This window comes from Aliikangiella coralliicola (assembly GCF_007004725.1).
GTDB classification, from domain to species: domain Bacteria; phylum Pseudomonadota; class Gammaproteobacteria; order Enterobacterales; family Kangiellaceae; genus Aliikangiella; species Aliikangiella coralliicola.
This window is the reverse complement of the sequence record NZ_ML660163.1, coordinates 315,942-338,142: the sequence shown is the minus strand read 5'-3', so window position 1 is coordinate 338,142 and position 22,201 is coordinate 315,942. Positions and strand designations below refer to the sequence as shown.

General features: G+C 41.4%; 16 protein-coding genes. 13 read left to right on the top strand and 3 right to left on the bottom strand.

Annotated elements, in window-relative coordinates; genetic code table 11:
* Window positions 1-43 precede the first annotated feature (43 nt).
* The 8 genes from FLL46_RS10235 (at window position 44) to FLL46_RS10200 (ending at window position 13,408) form a co-directional block, all read left to right on the top strand.
* A complete protein-coding gene (locus tag FLL46_RS10235; RefSeq protein WP_142893417.1) occupies window positions 44-1,105 on the top strand; it encodes a carboxypeptidase-like regulatory domain-containing protein in 1,062 nt (353 codons plus the stop codon).
* Window positions 1,106-1,246: 141 nt separating this feature from the next.
* Complete coding sequence (locus tag FLL46_RS10230) at window positions 1,247-1,951, top strand: DNA alkylation repair protein (RefSeq protein ID WP_142893416.1); 705 nt, start codon at window positions 1,247-1,249, stop codon at window positions 1,949-1,951.
* Window positions 1,952-2,153: 202 nt separating this feature from the next.
* Window positions 2,154-3,143 (top strand): T3SS effector HopA1 family protein, encoded by a 990-nt coding sequence (locus FLL46_RS10225; RefSeq protein WP_142893415.1) that lies wholly within the window; start codon window positions 2,154-2,156, stop codon window positions 3,141-3,143.
* Window positions 3,144-3,271: 128 nt separating this feature from the next.
* Window positions 3,272-3,523: a hypothetical protein gene (locus FLL46_RS10220; protein ID WP_142893414.1), complete on the top strand. Its 252-nt coding sequence runs from the start codon at window positions 3,272-3,274 to the stop codon at window positions 3,521-3,523.
* Between the two features lie 202 nt (window positions 3,524-3,725).
* Window positions 3,726-4,601 (top strand): exonuclease/endonuclease/phosphatase family protein, encoded by an 876-nt coding sequence (locus FLL46_RS10215; RefSeq protein ID WP_142893413.1) that lies wholly within the window; start codon window positions 3,726-3,728, stop codon window positions 4,599-4,601.
* A 300-nt stretch (window positions 4,602-4,901) separates the two neighbouring features.
* On the top strand, window positions 4,902-6,746 hold the full coding sequence (locus FLL46_RS27845) for a pre-peptidase C-terminal domain-containing protein (protein WP_142893412.1): 1,845 nt from the start codon (window positions 4,902-4,904) through the stop codon (window positions 6,744-6,746).
* A 548-nt stretch (window positions 6,747-7,294) separates the two neighbouring features.
* Window positions 7,295-8,737 (top strand): cytochrome-c peroxidase, encoded by a 1,443-nt coding sequence (locus FLL46_RS10205; RefSeq protein ID WP_142893411.1) that lies wholly within the window; start codon window positions 7,295-7,297, stop codon window positions 8,735-8,737.
* A 1,149-nt stretch (window positions 8,738-9,886) separates the two neighbouring features.
* Window positions 9,887-13,408, top strand: a complete 3,522-nt coding sequence (locus FLL46_RS10200) for a collagenase (RefSeq protein ID WP_142893410.1) — start codon at window positions 9,887-9,889, stop codon at window positions 13,406-13,408.
* 129 nt (window positions 13,409-13,537) lie between these two features.
* Here the strand turns inward: FLL46_RS10200 and FLL46_RS10195 are convergent, their stop codons facing one another.
* The gene (locus FLL46_RS10195) at window positions 13,538-13,855 is read right to left on the bottom strand and encodes an antibiotic biosynthesis monooxygenase family protein (RefSeq protein WP_142893409.1); all 318 of its coding nucleotides are present in this window, start codon (window positions 13,853-13,855) and stop codon (window positions 13,538-13,540) included.
* A 402-nt stretch (window positions 13,856-14,257) separates the two neighbouring features.
* Here FLL46_RS10195 and FLL46_RS10190 point away from each other — a divergent pair, with 402 nt between their 5' ends.
* Complete coding sequence (locus FLL46_RS10190; protein ID WP_142893408.1) at window positions 14,258-16,015, top strand: alpha/beta hydrolase; 1,758 nt, start codon at window positions 14,258-14,260, stop codon at window positions 16,013-16,015.
* A gap of 464 nt (window positions 16,016-16,479) precedes the next feature.
* On the top strand, window positions 16,480-17,397 hold the full coding sequence (locus tag FLL46_RS10185) for an exo-alpha-sialidase (protein ID WP_168204123.1): 918 nt from the start codon (window positions 16,480-16,482) through the stop codon (window positions 17,395-17,397).
* A gap of 99 nt (window positions 17,398-17,496) precedes the next feature.
* Here FLL46_RS10185 and yegD read toward each other — a convergent pair whose 3' ends face one another.
* Window positions 17,497-18,858, bottom strand: coding sequence for a molecular chaperone (yegD, locus tag FLL46_RS10180; RefSeq protein ID WP_142893406.1), 1,362 nt, complete (start codon window positions 18,856-18,858; stop codon window positions 17,497-17,499).
* Window positions 18,859-19,036: 178 nt separating this feature from the next.
* Window positions 19,037-19,825 carry a substrate-binding periplasmic protein gene (locus FLL46_RS10175; RefSeq protein ID WP_168204122.1) on the bottom strand — a complete coding sequence of 263 codons (789 nt, stop codon included), beginning with the start codon at window positions 19,823-19,825 and terminating at the stop codon, window positions 19,037-19,039.
* 285 nt (window positions 19,826-20,110) lie between these two features.
* Here FLL46_RS10175 and FLL46_RS10170 point away from each other — a divergent pair, with 285 nt between their 5' ends.
* The 3 genes from FLL46_RS10170 (at window position 20,111) to FLL46_RS10160 (ending at window position 21,969) form a co-directional block, all read left to right on the top strand.
* Window positions 20,111-20,755 (top strand): SDR family oxidoreductase, encoded by a 645-nt coding sequence (locus tag FLL46_RS10170; protein WP_142893404.1) that lies wholly within the window; start codon window positions 20,111-20,113, stop codon window positions 20,753-20,755.
* A 79-nt stretch (window positions 20,756-20,834) separates the two neighbouring features.
* The gene (locus tag FLL46_RS10165) at window positions 20,835-21,419 is read left to right on the top strand and encodes a GNAT family N-acetyltransferase (RefSeq protein ID WP_142893403.1); all 585 of its coding nucleotides are present in this window, start codon (window positions 20,835-20,837) and stop codon (window positions 21,417-21,419) included.
* 64 nt (window positions 21,420-21,483) lie between these two features.
* Window positions 21,484-21,969 (top strand): hypothetical protein, encoded by a 486-nt coding sequence (locus FLL46_RS10160; RefSeq protein ID WP_142893402.1) that lies wholly within the window; start codon window positions 21,484-21,486, stop codon window positions 21,967-21,969.
* The last annotated feature ends 232 nt before the right edge of the window (window positions 21,970-22,201 follow it).

Genomic DNA, 22,201 nt, shown 5'->3' with positions numbered 1-22,201 from the left:
GTAGTTTTCAGAAAAACTATTATGTGTTTTAGGAGAAAAGACAATGAGTAGAACAGTCGGTGGAAATGGTTCGTCACCCAAGCGAGTTTCTAAAGCAGAAGTTTCACGGGTATTGAAAGATGGCTTGCAATTAAATAATGATTTGCGGGTCAATGGACTTTCGGGACTCTCCAGCTTTCGCCGTAGCAAAGCCAAAATGCAAACACGTGAGCAAACGCGACTGGTGGCAAAATATGACGCTCAGCACTCGCGAGTTCAAGCGGTGGACGCGAAACTTTCTGCGAACATTGATACGATTAGCGGCTTGCGAATGGAAACTAACCGCGCAGGAGAGCCAAGAGAAGCCTGTGATGAAAGAACCTGGACGGTTAAGGGCCGAATTTATGATCGCAAAGGTTGCCCAGTCGCCGGTGCGGAAGTCGCCGTTTATGACGAGAGCGGAAAACCCGTCAGTCAGGTTGCGCCAACACACTCAGACAAGCAAGGACGTTATCAGATTAGTTATTCTGCATCCAAAGAGCGAATTGATCAGGTGTTAAGAGAAGATGGACATTCGAGTACTGGTGGTGGCGGGCGAGACTCAAAAAAGAGTGCTGCGGCCGGTAAAAGAGCAAAGCGTTCAGCAAAGGGAGATCAAGATTCCGATAATCTAGCCTCTGGTTCTGGTTTGCGGATTAATACCAATGTTAGTGATAATGCTGATGATGTCGATTCGTCGGCGCAGTTACAAATTAACACCAGACGAGAAACTGCAGTCTTTGTACGAGCGTTGGTTGCACCGGATGGAAAGCAAGACGATCCCTTGTGTGCTGATTCGACTTTAATGGTGCCAAAAATTGGAAATTGTAATTATCGAGACCTGATTTTCGATACGGATAGAGCCGCCGGCTTAGTCAGCGATATTGATAAAAATCGGAGAGCATCTCGTTACCTTGGGAATTCTGCGACACGAGAATTACACGATCTGAAAAACGAAAAAGGAACTTGTCAAATTGATGAAATCAGAGGCGATCATTGCGTGCGATTTAAGTCGATAAAAGAAAGCGAAAGTTTTGGTTATGATTTTTGCGCGTATTGTTTTGGGCGGGAAAGGTCCAAACGGTAGTTTGAGTGGCGACACCTGGTCAAGTTAAACTGCGAATTAATTGCCAAAACGATAATATTGCCGATTTCGTTTGTGGTAGCTAATATATACTAGAAATGTCCATCCAATAGTTTGTTTTACATTACCAGGTGAGTTATTACCATGAATAAATCTGAAGTCATAAAGTTACTCAAAGAAAACCAAAATGATCGCGGTATTAAAAATTGGGCCAAAATGGAAAACACCGCTGGGCTTAAAAGTTTTGGCATTGGATTAACTCAGCTACGAAAGTTGGCAAAGCAGGTAGGGCGCAACCGGGAGTTGTCGCTCGAACTTTGGGAAACGGATATTTATGACGCCAAGACCATTGCATTATTAATTGATGACCCGAAACAAATCACCAAAGCGCAAGCAGAAAAACAGGTGAACGAACTCGGTGCCGGTTTGTTAGCGCATGTTTTTAGTTCTTGCGATGCGACTTTGGCAAAGTCGCCTGTCGCATTTGACCTTGCCAATGAATGGCTTGAAACTGATCACGATTTGAAGCGTCGAAGTGCTTATGGTTTGTTGTATGAATTATCAAAAAATAAGCGCAATAAAGCTTTAACCGATGACTACTTTGTTGATGTGATCGAAAAAATTAACGATAAGATTTTTAACATGGAAGAAACGCCGACGATGCGATGCGCTATGGGCGGCGCGTTAATGGGAATTGGTAAGCGTAACAAATTATTAAACGAGCGTGCGATTAAAGTGGCAAAGGCGGTGGGGCCGATTGATTTCAATGAAGATGGTGGGAAGTGTGAGCCGTTTGATGTTTTAAAGCACCTGACCAGCGATGCGCTTAAAAAGAAATTTGCCAAATAGGATTTTCGACAGTTTTTGAATCAAACAAGTCTGACTTTTATTGATTTCCCCCGTTTTATATCTCGCTTTGATATTGTTTAAATAAACAAGGCGTTCTAGCATTATTACTAGTGATTTAACCAGCGCGATTTAAGTTAAAGCATTCAAGTAGCAACTTTAACCAGAGCTTTTGAATAATCCGCCCTTTAAGGACACTTTAATTATGCCGTTTTGGAAAACTCGAAGCCGAAAGTCACTGGACACCTGGGCAAGAAGAGAGTTTAACGCAAGAAAGTCAAACATCGCTCCCACCAGTTTTACCGTTCCAACTCAAGATACTGTTTGGCAGGCAAATAAGGGAAGGCGCGTCAAAGATATTTATCGAAGCTACCAGGCGACTAACCCTGGGCTTGATACCGGACCTCGCTTAAATCAAGCTGCTAAAGATACGATGCTCGATAATATCAGTCACCTGAGTAGTCCAACGGTTAATGTGTACGGCCAGGGAAGAGCACACAATGATACGCCGTCATTTATTCGCGATAATGCTCACCAGAGGCAAAGAACTAATGGCACCTGGGCTAATGAAGCACCCTTGGGTAATCGAGCCTCAAACTTATTTGCTTATCGAATTAACCCGGTTAATCCTCAAGGTTCTACCGGGAGATTTACTATTAATTCCAGGCAGGATCAAGGGCTTCAACTGGCGCAAGCACTAGAACACGAAGTTAATCCGGCGACGAAAAAAAGCTTCGTTACTCAAAGTAAGATGAAAGGCATTGACAGGTTAGGTCAAAAGACTGATGACGCAATTGTTTATTTTAATAGTAAGCCAAGCTGGAACCAACGCCGTAAAATGGCAAAGCGCATACGCAGCAATGTGCAAACCACTGACTACACGCCTCAGGGGATGGATAGAATAAAACCTGGTGTGTCCTGGGCGCAGCGACCTCAGCATGTTGATCCGACTAAACCTGCGTATAGCACCAGTCACGGCACTGCTCACGCGACCATTATTGAGGCGGCAATACGTAGCACAGCCAAACACTATGGAAACAATATGACGCAAGCGAATTTTGATAAAGTTTATTCGTATAAATTAAAGCGAGCGGGTTTAAATGCCAACAACCCTGCACGCCTTAAACAAAGAACCGCGCCAATCAAAAAGCCTTGGGAGTCAAGATTTCAATATATGAAACGCCGATGGGGTTAGTTTGTCTGGATAACCAATCCAGTTGAAATTTCATCTCAGAAAATTTAACATTTAAAAAATGGAACTGCCGACTTTTAAGTTAGTCTGATAAATCATATAAAATTAATTGATGTCATAATGAGTGAGCGATGAAGTTATTCTGTAGTGTGTTCTTATTGGCTTTACTATTGGGTTGTAGTAGCAAGTCGACAATTACGCTAGAAGATGCCAGCCCATGGGTGAATGTTTTGGTCAATGTTCCAAGGGCAATTGCTGCATCATCTGAAGAAGAGCGTTTTTCTGTATGCAATTTTGCTCGTCCTGAAAAAAGAGTATCGTGTAAGAAAAAGAAAAAAAAGCAAGCTGAAGAAATGGCCGAAGCCATAAAGGAAGATAATTGATTCAGTGTGAAGTTTCCCACTTGATAAAACAAAATCTCTTGCAGAAATAAAAAATCAATTCGATTTGAATTAGCTGTTTTAACGGCATAAGATGGACACTCTTCTAGTGCAATTTTCTCATGACTAAGTGGTTTCAAAAATGTCTCACATTTTGAATTAGAATAGTTAACTATTACCTCGGCCTTAATAAGGAAATTAACCGATGAAAAAAATTATTTTTTGGAATATCGAGCGACTTTCTCCCAATCAACTTTTTTTTAGCCGGGCGGCACTAAAACGCGCTCGAAGTGCTTATACCGCAGCTCAAAAACAGGCAGCAAGGAAAGTTGGACATGAAGCGACTCGAGCTGTCACCAGAAGTTCAGTTAAGAAAAAAAGCATGAGCAAATTTCTTAGCCGTGAAAGTCGAAACGAACGGAGAAGTTTTTGGTTTCTGAAAGCTGAAGAAGATAAAGCGGAATCGATGCGAAACAAGTACGAATTGTCTGAAGATCTTCCACCATCCGCTCACCATGCTTTTTACTGTGAGGTCGGCTACAACCATGGCGATAGACGCTCTCCTAGAATCGGAGCTACTGCTGCAGGAAGTAGTGATTTGTGCTACGCCTACTACGCTAATGGTGCCAGTTCTGCGTTTACTCACTGCCCGATCACGGCTGGATGGTGCGGCGCTCCACCACCTGCAGCGTTGGGTGGTTTGGTGAGAGTACCTAAGTCTGTCAGCGTTGTTGGCACAGCCGGGCCTGTCCGTTTTTGCTTTTGGCATGCGCCGTCAGGTAATAATGGTGCAATTGTGGCGCAGGTTTATAATGCGCTTAATGCACATGGAGCGGCATTTGTGCTTTTCGGTGATCTGAATGCGGAGCCTGATGATCTGATTCATCAAGGGGTGCCCGGAGCCAATATACTCGATCCCGGTGGAGCAACACGAATTTCAGGCCGATGTCTTGATTATGCTGTTACTAACGTACCTAACCAATTTCACGGGTGTCGACCTTTATACAATGTACGCAATCCTCGCGAGATAAAAATCAGAACAGGTTCTGATCATATGCCCATGGTGCTGGAATTGCGATAACAGGCTGAAAAAGCTGAATGATTCTAGATTATTATCTGTCAATCTCAATCTAATTATTAGTTCATGATTAACGTGAATTACTATCTTTTTGCGTAAATTTTACCATTGTCCCTCTCAATCGGCTAATGCTAGGGTGTATCTAGGAGTGTATCTTAGATTGTATCTGATGCAGTGGCTTTAATTTTTGGAAACAAATTATAGACACTCTGATATGACGTGGTCGGCTTTTTATATGACTTCAATAAATATAAATCAATAAGTTAAAAGCCAATCCAAATACCCATAAACGGAGGCACAAATATGATAATAATAAATAATCAGAGTACTAATAATATCAAGGTAAAAAATAAACCCCCTTCATTGCAGACGCTGTTGCGCGGTACCGCAATTGGCTGCGGATTACTCGGATTGAGCTTGGGAATAAATGCGGAAACTTTGTCTGCTAGTTCTGGGCTTTCCGATGTAGAAATGAACATTGTTAATGGCACTGAAACAACGCCAGGTTCAAGATCCTATCAGGCGATGTTAGTCAAAAATGGGCAGCAATGGTGCGGTGGTACTTTAATCGCTGATAGCTGGGTTTTAACAGCGGCGCATTGTCTGGACAATAGTTCTGCCGGTTCCTGGACTGTACGTTTGGGATCACACACGGTTAATAGCGGTACCTCACACAATGTTAGTCAAATGGTTGTTCATCCCAATTGGCAAGGTTCAGGCGGTATCCAGTATGGCTATGATATTGCGTTGTTAAAGTTAAGTTCTCCTGCGGCATCAAATCTAACTCGCGCGTTGCTGCCAACTCAGGCGATTCAAAATGCAATCGCTGGTGTTGGTGATAATGTGACTGTTTCAGGGTGGGGTAGAACCTATAACGGCGGGCCCTCAAGTAATGTATTATTAGAAGTTGATCTGCCTGTCCTGTCAACTCAACAATGTAAACAACAGTTAGACAATGCAATTAATGATTCTGTGATTTGTGGCGGAGGGCCAAACGGAAAATCTGCGTGTAACGGTGATAGCGGCGGACCTTTTGTCGCCAGACAAAATGGTATAGCTTATAGCTTTGGTACCGTCAGTTGGGGCAAAGCGTGTTCTGGAGCGACAGCATTTACTCGAACACTCAGTTATGTGGACTGGATTAATGACAAAATTGGTGGGACACCACCACCTCCCCCTCCTGGTGATACTGAGTTAGTTAATGGCACCGGAGTGAGTGTGAGTGGTGCGCAAGGTAGTAACAAATATTACACATTGACAGTACCCGCCGGCGCGACCAATTTGAAATTTGTAACTAGCGGTGGTTCAGGTGATCTGGATATGTATGTCAAGTTTGGTTCGCAGCCAACGTCATCAAGTTACGATTGTCGGCCTTATCAAAATGGTAATAATGAAACCTGTACCATCAGTAATATTCAGGCTGGTACTTATCATGTCATGTTAAATGGTTATTCGGCTTATTCAGGTGCAACATTAACGGGTAGTTATGATGGTGATACACCACCGCCGCCCCCACCAGGCGATTCTGAATTAACCAATGGCCAAAGTGTGAATGTTAGTGGTGCACAAGGTAGTAATACTTATTACACTTTGCAGGTTCCGTCTGGCGCGACCAATTTAAAATTTGTGACAAGTGGTGGCACCGGTGACCTGGATTTGTTTGTTAAGTTTGGCTCTAAACCGACTGCGTCCAGTTATGATTGTCGACCTTATCAAAATGGTAATAATGAAACCTGTACCATCAGCAATGTTCAGGCGGGAACTTACCATGTGATGTTGAATGGTTATGCGGCTTATTCTGGTGCAACTTTAACGGCTAGCTATGATGACGATGTTACTCCGCCGCCTAATGATAATGAGTTGTCTAATGGTGTTGCGGTTTTCGCCGATGCGACTAAAACATACACGATGAACGTACCGGCTGGTTCAAGTAATTTATCATTTGCTATTTCAGGTGGTTCGGGTGATGCAGATCTCTATGTTAAGTATGGTTCTGCACCAACAAATAACAGTTACGATTGCCGTCCTTATCTGAATGGAAACAATGAAACCTGTAGTATTCCTAATGTTCAAGCTGGAACTTATTACATTGTTGTTAAGGCCTATCAGCCTTATTCAAATGTTTCTTTAGTGGGTTCTCATAACTAAAATTAGCCAGCGTTAAGAAGAGGGCATAATGGCCCTCTTCTTATTTTTTTAAGTAACTAAACTTTTCTTTAATCTTAGTCCTTTCCTTGAACAACTAAACTTTCAAGTTAAAATCTCATTTCGAATTTTTTGTAAATATTCACAAAGTATTTGTTAACTAATTCTCATAACAATTGTTAACTAATAACGGCCAATAATTTTCTCCGTAAAGCTCGCCAATTTTTTATTTTTTCTTTTGAAAAAAAATGGCTAACTTTATTCTTGAATTGCGATAATTTTTGGTGGTTTGAAATATTATTTTTACCCTCTCTGAGATATTTTCAAAGATATATTTTTGCTAACGCCCTCTGTGATAGTTTTGTGATATCCGCGTGATAATTTCCGGTTTTAATCATCAAGTAAAGCAAGTTTTTTAACGACATTTTATCAATCAATATACATCAGTTTATTTTTTGTTCTGGGGCGAATGAAAAATAAAGGGATGTGTGAATTTTGTTTGAGTTAGATGTTTATTTCATTAGCGTTCAACTAAAGAGGAGAGTGTCGCTATGGTTTTGCAGCTAAAAAAAACAGCCTTTTTTTGTTTGATATCATGTTCCATTTTTTCGTTCAGTCAGATACAGGCTGAAACTATCGATAGCCAATTTGAACAAAAGACTAATCAAACTAAAAACAGTCAGGCTAAAAAAAACTCACAATTCTATTATGGCAGGTCGATTGACCATCGGTTACGTGCCAGACTTTCTTATTACAATGTTGGGCCTGTGCAAGCGCCGCCTGCTCAAGATCCTGCACTGGTAAAGTTGGGGCGTAATCTTTTTTTTGAAAAAGAAATTGCCGGTACCAGAAATATTTCCTGTGCAACCTGCCATAACCCAGTTCTGGGGTCTGCCGATGCGCAAAGTCAATCACGTGGTCAGGGAGCCACAGGTTTGGGAGCTGCAAGACGTCAAGATGGCGAGTTTTTCAAATTCCTTGCTCGTAATACTTTGAGCCTCTGGAATCGAGGCGTGAAAGGTTGGGATGTTATGTTCTGGGATGGACGCTTAGGTGGGAATCCTGAAGATGGATTTTTTTCACCAGCTGGTGATGACACGCCACAAAACTTCACTAGTGCTTTAGCGGCATTTTCGATTATTCCGGTTACGCCCGATGAAGAAATGAGAGGTTTCCCCGGGCAACTTGATGCGCTCGGAAATCCAAATGAAATGAGCGATTTGACTAACGATGATTTTGCCGAGATATGGCCATTGGTAACCGCCAGAGTGACAAATCATCCTGCTTACGACGATATGCTTGCCGCCGCATTTCCAGGTGTTCCTGAAAGTGAATTAAATATTACACATATCACCGAAGCGCTTGGTGCTTTTATGATTGATGAATTTACCGCTTTAAATTCTCCCTTTGATCAATATTTAGCAGGCGACAATCATGCGATGTCTAAAAGGGCGAAGCGAGGGGCGCTGTTATTTTATGGGAGAGCCAATTGTGCGAGTTGTCATTCCGGTGGTTTACAGACAGATTTTGACTTCCATAATATTGCTGCGCCACAGGTAGGTTCTGGTCGTGGTGATGCCGCGCCATTGGATTTAGGTCGTGGTGCAATTAATGGAAATCCTGATGATAATTTTAAATTTCGCACACCTTCTTTGCGTAATATAGAACTGGAGGCACCTTATTTTCATAACGGCGCGTTTGCGAGATTAGAAGATGCGGTTCGTCATCATCTTGACCCTGCAACATCGTTAGCTAATTATGATGATTCTCAAGTTGAGCCTGAGTTTAGAGGTACATATCAGGATGACCCTGAAACAATTGACGCTTTATTAAGCACAGTGTCGCCTTATCTGAGAGTTTATGGCCGTCCATTGCGCGAAAGAGAAATTCAAGATTTAATGGCGTTCTTGTCGGCGTTGACAGATCCGTCATCGATTAACAAACTTGACAGTATTCCTGACGAGTTACCGAGTGGATTGCCATTAGCTCATTAGTGGTTTAATCAATGGCACTTCCGGCTTAAGTCTGAGCGTTATATGTTGGTTACGCTATAGTTAACTGCCTCGGAGAGCTATGTTCTCCCTCCCTTTGGGAGGGAGCTAGAGGGAGGGAAAACTTACTCAATATTTAGTATAAATTCCAAACCATTTTCCCCTCTCCCAAAATTCCCCAGAATGACGTACCACCCTGCAGTAGTGAGGACAACAAAGACACTGTTGAAAAGTAAGACCTTTTTGAAAAGTAAGATCTTGTCTTTGTGGTTAAGTAGCGAGTTAGCAGAAAATGTTCAGACTTTGGTTTTATTTTCTCAAAGTTAAGTCGGAATTTTTTTTCGCTGTTCAGTTAATAAACGCAGTCGAAAAATTAGCAATTGTTATTGAGAATTATATTTATCAAACGACGTTATTAAATTAAAAGATCGTGTTTTACCTATCTTCCAATTTATCAATTCTAACTGGTGTAAAGCAAAGTGTGATCCAGTTCTTACGAATATGCGAAACGGTTTTTCTCTGTCTGTGATCCGGTTTTCTTATGATGCGATTTGCTCGGGTTACAATATCATTTCCCTCATTAATTGTAATTTCAACTAGTTCGCTGTAACGGATTCTAATCATGGTAATTGTGCACAAAGATAATTTTATTGTGTACATGATATGTGCGGTCGTATATATTTTGAGCACTTGTTAATGGGTGAATAGAAGGCGAAATTAACAAGAATAATTGGCTAGCCAAATAATTTGGTGAAGGGATTGTTATAGCTAAATTCGGCGGAGGTTCCATTTATCATGAATATTTTTTCGTTAATATTGTTGTCGATATTGTTGTTGGTTTTGTCCTCCTCGGGTTCATCGAAATGCGGATGAACAAACTAAATAATCTCTCGAAACGAACTTACCAAATATGATCAGTAGCATACCTTTAATTTAGAAAGGTGTGCTTGCTTGTCATGCTGTTTGGGCATTTTCTTATTCGAGAAAAATAAATAACAAGAAGAGAGAAATAATCATTTTCTCAATTAAATCGTAACGCGCATTAATCAGTTTTGACTAATAAGTAAGGCCTGCTTTTGCAGCTAGAGGCGAGCAGGTGAAGATTTATTTTTGCGAAACGGCGTTACAAAAATCCTAAGGAGGATTTCAAAAATGAAGCATAAAAATAAAAACAGTTTATGCCTGATAAAGATGTGTTTAGCATCGTTATTAGTCATGAGTAGTTCGTCACAGGCATCTAGCCTGGAAAGCCCGAAAGTCAAAGGTGTTTCAACTTTGACATCTTTAGCTGATAAACGAGTTGAGCATAGCCACGATAAACACGTGCACTCGCCGAACGTTGCTGTTCCACTCGACCACAGTGAAAACAGTGATATCTCCATTACAAAAAAAGACGCGCTAAAAAATAAGAAAACGTCATCAAATGTTAGCGCCGCAATCGCGTGTAACGATGATGCATTCAGTACTTCTGGCAGCGCGTTACTGAATGAAATTAAAACCCAGGGTATTGATTGTGTCGAACGATTCTTTAATGATGCATCAGACTCAGCAAAACTGGGTACTTTCACGCAAGCTAACATTATTACTGTGGCAAACGAGGCGAAGAGTAAATCCCAATCTTATAATGGGACCGATCCTGGAGAATATTTAAGTTCTTTATATTATTGGATTCGTGCGTTTTATTATTATGGTAATCGACAGCTTTTAACGCCCGAAAACCAGGACGCAACCGCTGCGGCGGCGGCAGCTTTATTCGCTAATAGTCATTTTTACGATAAAACAGAAGTTAATGCAGCGGTGGTTGAACATGCTGCGGTTGACTTGAACAACGCACTTATTGGTGAAAGGTTTGTGACAACAACTAAAAATTTACTCGATCAATATGATGCTTCATTTGAGGGGGTCGGACGATGGGGTAATGCTTTGGCTGAACTTACCTGGACTACGCTGAACTCTTGTGCGAATAAGCCTGAATGTAGAGCTGCTGAGCATAACAGTTCGTTAATCTCGGTTTTGGGTAATTTTATCCACGACAACTTATCCTGGGTTGATAAACCATCTGCTGATTATCATTTACATAATGTAGCTTATCAGTTGGCCAATATTTATCGAGGTAGAAACGATTCACACTTTGCGTCTATTAAATCTGACCTGGAATTCCAACTAAATAAAATATTTAACAATTTTGGTTATGATAAAGGAGACACTGGTCGACGTGCCTATCTTCTGGCGTTATCCGGACTCAACTATAACGATTCTTGTGATGTTTATAATCTGTGTTCTAAGAAAGAGGAAATTATCACCAATGTTCTGAATGATCGGATTACCTGTCCTTCCGGTACATTGTTTATGTGGGCGCAAGATATGAATCAGGCGCAACTCGAATGGGCCTGTAATTCACTTGGGGCTCACGAAACTTATTTCCATAGTTCGATGAAAACCAACAACACACCGGTTGTACCCGATGATAACGACAAGCTACGCATGGTTGTTTTTAATAACAGTCGAGAATGGGGAATGTATGGTGGCGTTTTATTTGGAGCGAGCACTGATAATGGTGGTCTTTACTTAGAAGGCGACCCAAGCAAACCTGGCGACCAGGCGACTTTTTTCGCCTATGAAGATGTACCCGAGCGGCCGATATTTGATATCTGGAATCTACGCCATGAATATATCCATTATCTTGATGGCCGATTCAATACACAGGGTGACTTTGGCGATATTAATGGCGCAGGTCGTACTGTCTGGTATGGTGAAGGTATCGCGGAATTTATCTCACGAAAAAATTGTAATGATGAGGCTGCTGCTCAAGCGGCTGCTGGCACCTATGATATTAGTACCATTTTTCAAAACGAATATGGTGTTGGCCAAACGCGTATTTATCCGTGGGGATATTTAGCCGTTCGCTATATGTTTGAAAAACATAATAGTGTTTTTTTCGATATGCTCGAGAAATTCAGGAAAGGGAAATATCAGGAGTATCGAGACACTATGGTTGACCAATGGGTTAACAACAAAACCTATGACGCATCATTCGCGGCGTGGTTGCCAACGGTTACCTCGACTGGTTGTGTCATCGATAATACTCGTCCACCGTCACCAGTCGAACCGATAAACGTCGATGACGTTCAAGGTAATGATCAGGTGGGAATAAATGCTTGTGCGGCGGGACAACCCAGTGACGAAACACGAATTGAAGCTGGTGTTGCCATGTGTTTGAAAGATGTTAGCAATGGCGGTTGGTTACAGTTAGCAACCAGTGTTCCGGTTGGACTGGTCGATGTGACTATGCAGATTACATTAAGGCATGGAAGCGGAAATGCAGATATTCTTCACAAACATGATAGCCGGCCAACCGACAGTGATTTCGATTATAAGTCTGATGGTCCTACGACCGAAGAAACTGTCTTAGTCGATCCGGTAAAACCGGGTTGGAATTACATTCATATTCGAGCCAATCAAAACTTCTCAGGTGTTACTTTACTGACGCGCTATATCCAAAACGGCGTCAATGTTGCGCCAAGTGCTGAAGCCAATGGCCCTTACACTGAAGTTGTTAACTCTGCAGTGAGTTTTAGCAGTTCAGGTTCTTCCGATAGCGATGGCACCATTGCCAGTTATCATTGGGACTTTGGTGATAACAATAGCAGTAGTGATGCAAACCCAAGTCATAGTTATTCTGCCGCAGGTACTTACACTGCTACGTTGACAGTCACTGACAACGACGGCGCTACCGCAACTGACACTGCGACGGTTACCATCACTGATGTTAGCTCTGGGGATGAGCTACAAAATGGCGTGCCAAAAACTGGATTAGCCGCTACTCAAAATAATGACATTCGCTATTACATTGATGTGCCTGCTGGTGCGACAAACTTTGTCGTTGAGATCAGCGGCGGAACAGGTGATGCAGATTTATATACTCGTTTTAGTGCTGAACCGACTGATAGCGAATATAAATGTCGACCCTGGAAAAATGGTAACGCTGAAACTTGCACAGAAGCTAACCCCAGCGCAGGAAGATGGCATGTTAGAGTGAAAGCCTACAATACTTTTAGTGGAGTTACCTTAAAAGCGAGTTACACCGCTGGCGGCGGTAACCAGTCACCGATAGCAAATGCAAACGGCCCGTACACTGGTAATGTAGGCACAGCAATTGTCTTTGACAGTTCTGGTTCTTCTGATCCGGATGGTAGCATAAGTAGTTATAGTTGGAATTTTGGTGATGGTAGTAGTGGCACCGGTGCCAACCCAAGTCATAGTTACAACACTGCCGGTTCTTATAATGTCACTTTGACTGTTACTGATAATCAAGGGGCTACGAGTACAGCCTCGGCTTTAGTTACTGTCACAGAAGTTGATCCAAATGCGCTGCAAAATGGTGTGCCAAAAACGGGATTAGCTGCCAGTCAAAACGACGACCTGCGTTTTTATATTGACGTTCCTGCAGGCGCGACTAATTTAGTTGTTAAAATAAACGGCGGTAGCGGTGATGCCGATTTATACACTCGCTTTAACGCTGAGCCGACAGACAGTGACTATAATTGTCGACCCTGGGTGAACGGTAATACTGAAACTTGTACAGAGCCAAGTCCAGGTGCTGGGCGGTGGCATGTTAGAGTGAAAGGCTATAATACTTTTTCAGGTTTGACTTTGACGGCTTCATTCGACTAAAAAACTTTATGACCTGTTGGAGCAGGTTTGTCAATTTGAAAGCTCGGTAGAATTTATTCTACCGAGCTTTTTTCCGAAATACGAAGCAGAACTTTCTTGTTATTTTTACTCATGCAGTTGTCTGTTTTTTTATACAACACCATGAGTGTTCTCATTCTTATCAATAGATTGATAATGTTCGACTTCAGGAAAAGGATTGTAAAAGTGATGTAGTAGTGAACGCCACTCTTGGTACTCCGGTGACTCCCGGAAGCCGACTGTGTGATCTTCAAGGGTTTGCCAGTTGACTAAGAGGATATACCTGTTTTGCTTTTCGATACACTTTTGCAGTTGATGAGAAACATATCCCGGCATGCTCGAAATAATTTTTTGTGCTTTGATAAATGCTAGTTCAAATTCGGGTTCGAGGCCTGTTTTAACGTCAAGCGTTGCGACTTCTAAGATCAACTTTGTTCCTTACTAATAACTATAAAATAAAAACTTTGTAGCTTATAGTCATCAAGAAAGAATAACCAGCGAATCATTGTTTAATGACAATAAGGTATATCTCATTTGAAACTTTTATTTAAAGTGAGTGAATGTATTTTTTTCTGGACAGAAAGGCGGGTTAGGAGATTTTACAGAAGTCAAATATATTCTGGTTAAAAAGTATTGAATTTATTCAAAAACTAAAAGGAATCAAGTTGTTTTTTGAATAGAAAAAATCAACTATCTCAACAAGTAATTTTCCTACATTTTTATACAGTTTTGTTGCCGTAAAAAATGAACTATTGCCATTTCTTTTTTGTCGTAGCTTCTCAACTGAAGGGCAAACTCCTTCGTTATTTCAATTGAACACAAGGAAAGAAAATGAAAACTGAAAAAGTTGATCGTTGTTTAATGAGAAATAAGTCGAGAGGTATATCTCGAACTATCATGAAGTTACCGCTCGTACTCGCCTTCGCCACTGTCGGATTCAATGCAAGCGCCGAAGACTTTAAGAAAAAAAGCGAAAACGAAATCTTAATGAATTCAATTGCTACGCCTGAAATAAACTGGCAAGCATGTGAAAACGCTGATGCACCATTTCAGTGTGCAACAGTAGAAGTACCACTCAATTATAAAAAGTTCAAGCCTGGAAAGTCTGGGCGTCGATCCAAAACCACGACCATTGCACTCGCTCGCTATCCAGCGACCGATCAGAAAAATAAAATTGGTTCCATTTTTTTAAACCCCGGCGGACCTGGCGGATCCGGTGTGAGCATGTTATTGAATGTGGGGACATTTTGGTTTAGTGATGATGTGAGAGAAAAGTTTGATCTGATCGGCTTTGACCCGCGAGGCATCGGTGCGAGTAATCCGTTGACCTGTTTTAAAACTGTGGAGGATCAGTCAAAGGCATATAATGTTTCTCAAACACCGGAAACTTACAAAGAAATCAAGGCACATAAGCGCGCCGACAGATTTTATGCGAAGTCTTGTCGAAAAAACGGTGGTGATATTCTCAAAAATATGTCAACCGCGGATGTCGCGAGAGATCTTGATTTACTGCGGCGAGCGGTGGGCGATGAAAAAATCAATTTTGTCGGTTATTCTTATGGATCGTATTTGGGAATGACCTACGCCAACATGTTTCCTAACCATATTCGTGCGTTAGTTGTTGATGGTGTGTTAGACCCCATAGCCTGGTCTACTGGGCGTGATTTTGAGCGTTACTACATGCCGGTGACAACTCGACTAAAAAGTGACATTGGTACAATGGATTCTCTCAACGAATTTTTTCGCCTATGTGATGCGAATTCTGAGACTTGTCTTTTTAGCGGAAATTCAGCAGAACGATTCGACGAGATTTTTCAGCGGCTAAAGGTTGAACCTCTGGAAGTACCATTAGGTAATGGAGAGATTTATATTTTGTCAGATGAGGCTTTTTTAGGTTTAACTACCGGAACCATGTATTCTGCAGCGTCCTGGCCGAATTTTGCAGGGATGTTACTGCAAATAGAACAAATGCTTACGCCTGATGAAATTGCACCGAGTTTAACTGCACTGCATAAGCAACTAGGAATTGAAAATCAATTGTCGGCTGATGAGAAACTACCGCAATCTGGTGAGGGATTTACCAGTGTTCTTTGTAGTGATTCAGACAACCCTCACGATTATTTTATGTGGCCGTTTGCCGGCGAAGTGGCGAACCATGAAAACGGATATTTTGGTGCCTATTGGACCTGGAGTTCGAGCCCGTGCAAATTTTGGCGAGGCCCGGCAAAGAACCGTTTTGCAGGCCCATTTGATCACCAGACCAGCCATCCAATTTTGGTCACCAGCACACGTTTTGATCCGGCAACACCTTATCATGGCGCCGAAGTTGTTGCTGAGTTAATGCCTGAGTCTCGTTTAGTAACCGTTGAAGGTTGGGGACACACAACACCTTTCTTGTCGGCATGTGCTGATAAGATCACATTTGATTATTTGCTGACGGGCGAGTTACCGGAAAACAAGAATACAATTTGTTATTCTGATAGTGTTCCATTTGAAAATAATCTAAATTTGCTTTCTCGGCGAGCGGATGATCAAAATGAAAAACGTGAAATATTTTTACGTCAGATTACGAAGAACAAACGCTGGTAAATAACTGTTAACAGAGTGACCCATTTGGTTTGCCCTAATGGGTCACTGAGTTAAAAAATATAGAGCAATAAAGTTAATTTTTACTCGGCCAAATTATATTTTCTTGCTTGAGCAATATTTTATTTCACGTTGAAATTTCTGTTAATGGTTGCCAAATATTTCATTCTGCTATCACTCATTCAATGGGGCATCTCACCGGCAGAAAACTATTCAAATAATTGAATGATTTATTATTTTATCTCATTAATTTTCTTAATTGTCTTCTACACTGTATTTGCCTTTAGGTAGTGAGAAACAGCCACTGACTAAAACGTTTGCGAACATGATTTTTGTCGATGAGCGTTGCAATTTTTCATTTTGAAATTTTCAAAAATTGTGTTCGGTATGGAAACGCCATTCGATCTGTGTTTTTCATTTGGCGCTCAATATTTCTTAAACGAAGTAATTACATTAATGGAACTATTATGAAATCAGATAAAAATTCAAGTGCGTACTCAAATCTTGATTTGACAGGTTGGTCACCTCAACGAGAATTGACTGACAGAGCAACTCGTAATGGACCTGCATTAGCAACAAACGGTGTTCTATGTATGGCATGGAGAGGGTTAGATCAAGATAACATATGGGTCTCTGTCTCAAGTGATAATGGCAGAACCTGGTCATCACAAAAAGAATTGGAGGACAGAGCAACACGGGATGCGCCAGCTTTGGCGGTTGTTAATGGAAAGTTTGTAATGGCATGGCGTGGACTTGGGCAGGACAATATTTGGGTTTCAACTTCGAATGACGGCCTTAACTGGTCGCCTCAAAAAGAGCTGGAAGATCGAGCGACAAGAAATAACCCGACATTAGCCGGTGTTGATAATCTGGCTGTTATGGCCTGGCGCGGTGTGGGCCAGGATAATATTTGGGTGTCGACGTCGAGCGACGGTGTTAGTTGGTCGCCCCAAAGAGAGCTGAGCGATCGTTCAACCCGAAATGGTCCGGCCGTCACTGGAACTTCCCAGGGGCCAAATGGCAAGTTGTTCGCAATGGTTTGGCAAGGTTCAGGGCAAGATAATCTTTGGGTATCGACTTCTGAAGATGGTATTAACTGGAGCTCTCAAAAAGAGCTTACTGATCGCGCCACTAAATCTGCACCAGGGATCACTCATTCTGATAGTCTGGGTGTTTTTTACATGGCTTGGCAAGGATTGGATCAGGATAATATCTGGGTATCATCATCACAAGATGGAATTAACTGGTCGCCGCAAACTGAGCTTTCTGATCGTGCTACGCAAATAGGTCCCATAGGTTTAACACCAACTAGTGACTCTTTGTACATGGCTTGGGAAGGGCTTGACCAAAATAATATCTGGGTGTCAGAATTATTAATAGACTAATCACCTGTTTTATTTGCGAAATCACAGACTAAACCCATTAAAATACCTCCGACAATATCGGAGGTATTTTTTTGATGTGTTTGTTTCTCACCCTCTAATTCAGGCAAATATTTTAGCAGCCCACTTAGTCAACCCCGCGGCAACGCTACCATAATAATCACCGTCATATATTTTTACTTCTGGAATCACTTCCTTGACTGCCTTTCTCACCGTCGGTGATTTGGCCGTACCACCAGTGATATAAACGATATCAGGATTGACTCCCGCTTGACTAATGGCGTCCTGAATAAGTGCTTTAATAAGTTGTAATGGCTTTTCGATTGAGGATTCAAATAAAGATTCACTGATATGTTGGCTCAGTGAATTTTCGATATAATCAAGAACAACTTCAGTTGTTTTATTTTCACTAATATCAACTTTTGCGAGCTCGGCTGAACGAACAACTCGATGGTTTTGTTTTGATTCCTGCAGGTAAATAAGTCGCTCTATCAGTTGCGGAGCTGCTGCGTCCATACGCAGAGTTTTTAATTCCCTGGCGAACTTTTGACTGGTAAATTGAGTTTGTTCTCCGACGTTGTTAGTGGCAACCGCACTCCAAAAAGGAGCAATAGGAACTTCGATGCCTTTTTTCTGAAAAGTGCCGAGGCCAAATAAAGGCATTAACGAGCGGTATGCCAGGTGAATATCTAAGTCGTTTCCACCAATCCGTTGACCGCTATGTGCCAGAAAGTTATCGCTTCGATCAATTTTCTTGATAAATGACGGCCCCATTTTTACCATCGAGCAGTCAGTTGTTCCACCGCCGATATCGACCACCAGGACAATGTTGTCGGTGGTTAACCCTGATTCAAAATCGACACCGGCGGCTAAAGGTTCATAAAGAAATTCAATATCTTTATATCCGCAGCGTTTTGCTGCCTTTACCATGATTTCGATTGCTTGCTGATTACTTTTGTCGCTATTAACCCCTTGAAAATTAACCGGTCGTCCGATAACAACTTGTGATATCTTTTCCTCGATCTGTGATTCTGCTACGCGCTTGATATTGAGCATCATGGCAGAAACTAAATCTTCAAAAAATTGGAGCTGAGTGTCAGATAGCCCGGTTGACCCCAAAAACGATTTTGGAGACTTAATAAAAATACCTTCTTCAGGGTTTTCGATATATGCTTCGATTGCCGGTTTTCCAAAGTAGTGATGCTTTTCAGTTGGATCAATACCCAGCTCTCGTTTGGTTGACTCCGCGCGTTGAAGTTCCTTTAAACGACTATCTTTGTAATCTTGTTTAGCACTATCGGTTAGTTGGTTGTATATGTACTCACACACGAAATTCCGATCGAGCGTGTAGAGTGTTGAGGGTAAGAATTGCTCTTCTTGAAAAAGAGGTAGCAAATCAACCTGTTTATCTTTCTTGATTCCAATGGCTGAATTGGATGTTCCAAAATCTAATCCTGCAAACATGTATAACCTCGCTGATTTTGAAGAGTGTGCCGTGAACAATTCGAGCGTAGACCAACTAAAAAGCAGCCAGCCAAAAAAAGGGGAGGGGATTTTACGTGATTTGGTGGGAGAAAACTAGAAAGATCTGGTTAAATTTTATCGAGTGAAATACTCGGTGAATTACTCTATGTGTAAAAAGCTACATTTGCCACTTTGCTTTAATATCGGCAATGATATTTTCGTTTTTCATTCGATTGAATGCTTTTCTGACACGTTCGACTAGCTTGGTATCTGAGTGTTTACTCATCGCAATATACAGGTCGGCATTAATCTCTGGTACTTTGAAAACGGCTTTCATTTGTTCAAAGTCGTAATTCATTTCTTTGGTTAGCAGCTTGACGATAAAGTCATCGCCAAATATCAGGTCGACTCGTTTTTTGTAGAGCATTTTAATAGCGTGCTTCATGTTATTGGTTTTTTCCAGGTATTCAAAATTCTTTTTCGACAGAAATTGTTCTAAAGCTGTACCTCGGGTTACTGCGATAGTATAGGGTTTAATTTCGTTGAGGTTTGCTTTATCGACTGCGCGGCCAGAAGCCAGGCTATAAAAAGAGTAGTTTTCATGGTGTAATTTTCCAATCCAGACAAACTTATCTTCTCGCAGCGGTGTACGAGCCATTGAAAATATCAAAACATTTGGTTTATGGAGTGCATAGTTGTATGCTCTCGCCCACGGGTAGACTTCGACTTTTATCTTTATGTTCAGTCGTTGGATGAGTGTGTTAACAACATCAACGGCATATCCATCTAACTGCTCATTTTTTCCAACGTATTGATACGGCGGTAAAATTTCGGTAACGATCTTAATGCGGTTGTCGATTGCATGGTTGGCATTGGCTGACAGTGGCAGAAAACACACGCACAGAATTATGAATGCTCGATATTTTATCAATGTTTTAAAATGCCAGTATTTATCTAATGCTGACAAGATTGACTCCGTCACATAGGTCGCTTAGTTTTTCTCGGGTGTAATGATTAGTTTAGTTCAATATCTTAAAATGAGTTTATTTATCTTCGCCTGGATAGTGCGAACTAGAGCAAGTTTATTGAATTTTCTTGATTAAATTTAAGTAGTGACTACTTGCTGAAATTGCTAGAGGATAGTGGGACTGGTCGAGTTGTATCACTCGATTTCGAGAGTAGAAGTTAATTCGGTAAGTAGCAGGCTGAGAGATTACTGAAAATTAAACGACAATTGGAGACGGCATTCATAATGAATAAAACACTGGTTATTGGGGCGAGTGGAAAAATTGGCAGGATGGTTGTTGAGCGTTTGCACGCTGAGAATAAGTCGGTTGTTGCAATGGTAAGGAGTCAGAACAAAACGCAGATGTTTGCCGATAAAGGAATAGAAGTGATTGTCGGTAACCTGGGAGAAGCGTTTGAAGTTTCGTTTGCCGGGTGTGATAAAGTTGTTTTTACTGCTGGCTCCGGGGCAGGAACTGGTGCAGAGGAAACGCTTTTAATTGACTTGTGGGGAGCTTGCAAAGTGATTGATATTGCCAGGCATGACGATGTTCAGCATTTTGTCATGGTTAGCTCTAGAGGAGCGGATAATCCTGATAACGGACCACAGCCTATTAAACCTTACCTGGTTGCGAAACATTTTGCAGATAAGCACCTGGTAAACAGCGGATTAAACTATACGATTCTCAGACCTGGCCAGCTCAATGATGAAGTGGGTACCGGGTTGGTTAAAACTGAAAGGCCTGAGAATCCTGAACTACAGATTATTTCACGCGCGGATACTGCTGATGCAATTCATTATTGTCTCCATAACAAAAGCACGATTAACAAGACGATTGAGTTGTATCGTGGCTCGATACCAATTGAGCAGGCGATGAGTAATGTTAGCTAACCTGAATTCGGGATAGCTAATCAATGGTATAAACGTGCCTTAAATTTTTATATCAATTAATTAAGTGGAAACTGATAAAATGAATCTAGTCACACCACTCAATAAGCGATGTCATTTTCGTACAGATAAACTGTTGGTCGAAAGTTATCAAATCGACCCGACTGATGATGAAGCGGAACGAGTATTTGCTAATTGCATTATGAAGCTAATGACACCTGCAGTAACCCAATCGTTGCCAGAAAACTGGCAGAAGATAACGACAGAAAAAGAGGCAATAGATTGGTGGCAACAACGATTAAAAGAAAGCTGCGCTTTGACAGTCAAACTATTGCCCGGTAACGAAATCATTGGCTTCGTTTTTCTCCATGAGGTTGAATGCCACGAACAATTAGCTAACTTGCATATTGGTTATCTTATCGGCGAAGATTATTGGTCAAAAGGGTATGGAAGTGATTTAATAAAAGGCGTCGTAAACTGGGCTTTATTAGATAAAAGAATATACTCTATCATTGGTGGCGTTGACTCTGACAATAAAGGATCGATAAAAGTGCTTGAGAAAAATGGTTTTCGCCTATCGAATCAAAAGGGCCCCTCTCAAAATACTTTGTTTTTCGAGTATGTATTTGAGCGTAAAATATCGGATGATGATCTTGGTGGAAAATGATCACTGTCTTGTGAATATGGTTAATTTCTGTATTTAACGAGGTTTTATGATAAGGAGATAAAGGATGTCGGTTAAAAATAATCAGTCGTTATGGAAAATATGGACAAGAAAAAAATGCTCTGAGTGGGAAAAGTGGTTAATGGGAGTGATAGGCGCAATCATTGTCGCAACCGTTATTTTTTTAGGTTCTCTTGCTAAAAATTTGTTTTTTCCTCAAACTGCGCCGAATACCAAAAAGGTTGAATCGAGCAATGGCCAATGGGAAACGGTTGGTTTGTGGACCTATGATCCAATTGATGGCCAATATGTTCCTCAAGGTTTTATATTGCGCGAGGAAAAAGGTGCTTTATGGGACGCTCATTTAGAACTTAAGCTCCATGCATCTTTGCCTGATAGAGCAAGGAGTTTATGGCCGGTAATGATTAATAGAAAATTGCGTAAAGTTTGTGTCGCGGTTCAAGGATATCCAACTTATTCCGGTCATATCGATTTGCCGGGCGATGCTGACGACGGCGTCTATATTTTTAAAGAGTGCCACGCTACGCCTTAATTTCCCATAAGGAGCTTGCCGGCTGCAGGAAGGCAGCTAGTTTCTTAAGATGCCCGGGTCAAATTACTGCAATGAATTGCCAATATAATATTAAAAGCCAGATATATCTCAATTCGTAAACTTTCATCATATAAATTTCAAAAAAATAGACTTTTTCTAAACGAGTTGAGATTCTTTTGTCTGCTGTAAAACTGAAGCGGATTGAGTTTGAGCGAGCGTCTGCTCACTAACA

Excerpts from the sequence above, each read along its gene's own strand:
- FLL46_RS10235 (WP_142893417.1), top strand. The coding sequence starts at position 44 with ATGAGTAGAACAGTCGGTGGAAATGGTTCGTCACCCAAGCGAGTTTCT.
- FLL46_RS10230 (WP_142893416.1), top strand. The coding sequence starts at position 1,247 with ATGAATAAATCTGAAGTCATAAAGTTACTCAAAGAAAACCAAAATGAT.
- FLL46_RS10225 (WP_142893415.1), top strand. The coding sequence starts at position 2,154 with ATGCCGTTTTGGAAAACTCGAAGCCGAAAGTCACTGGACACCTGGGCA.
- FLL46_RS10220 (WP_142893414.1), top strand. The coding sequence starts at position 3,272 with ATGAAGTTATTCTGTAGTGTGTTCTTATTGGCTTTACTATTGGGTTGT.
- FLL46_RS10215 (WP_142893413.1), top strand. The coding sequence starts at position 3,726 with ATGAAAAAAATTATTTTTTGGAATATCGAGCGACTTTCTCCCAATCAA.
- FLL46_RS27845 (WP_142893412.1), top strand. The coding sequence starts at position 4,902 with ATGATAATAATAAATAATCAGAGTACTAATAATATCAAGGTAAAAAAT.
- FLL46_RS10205 (WP_142893411.1), top strand. The coding sequence starts at position 7,295 with ATGGTTTTGCAGCTAAAAAAAACAGCCTTTTTTTGTTTGATATCATGT.
- FLL46_RS10200 (WP_142893410.1), top strand. The coding sequence starts at position 9,887 with ATGAAGCATAAAAATAAAAACAGTTTATGCCTGATAAAGATGTGTTTA.
- FLL46_RS10190 (WP_142893408.1), top strand. The coding sequence starts at position 14,258 with ATGAAAACTGAAAAAGTTGATCGTTGTTTAATGAGAAATAAGTCGAGA.
- FLL46_RS10185 (WP_168204123.1), top strand. The coding sequence starts at position 16,480 with ATGAAATCAGATAAAAATTCAAGTGCGTACTCAAATCTTGATTTGACA.
- yegD (WP_142893406.1), bottom strand. The coding sequence starts at position 18,858 with ATGTTTGCAGGATTAGATTTTGGAACATCCAATTCAGCCATTGGAATC.
- FLL46_RS10170 (WP_142893404.1), top strand. The coding sequence starts at position 20,111 with ATGAATAAAACACTGGTTATTGGGGCGAGTGGAAAAATTGGCAGGATG.
- FLL46_RS10165 (WP_142893403.1), top strand. The coding sequence starts at position 20,835 with ATGAATCTAGTCACACCACTCAATAAGCGATGTCATTTTCGTACAGAT.
- FLL46_RS10160 (WP_142893402.1), top strand. The coding sequence starts at position 21,484 with ATGTCGGTTAAAAATAATCAGTCGTTATGGAAAATATGGACAAGAAAA.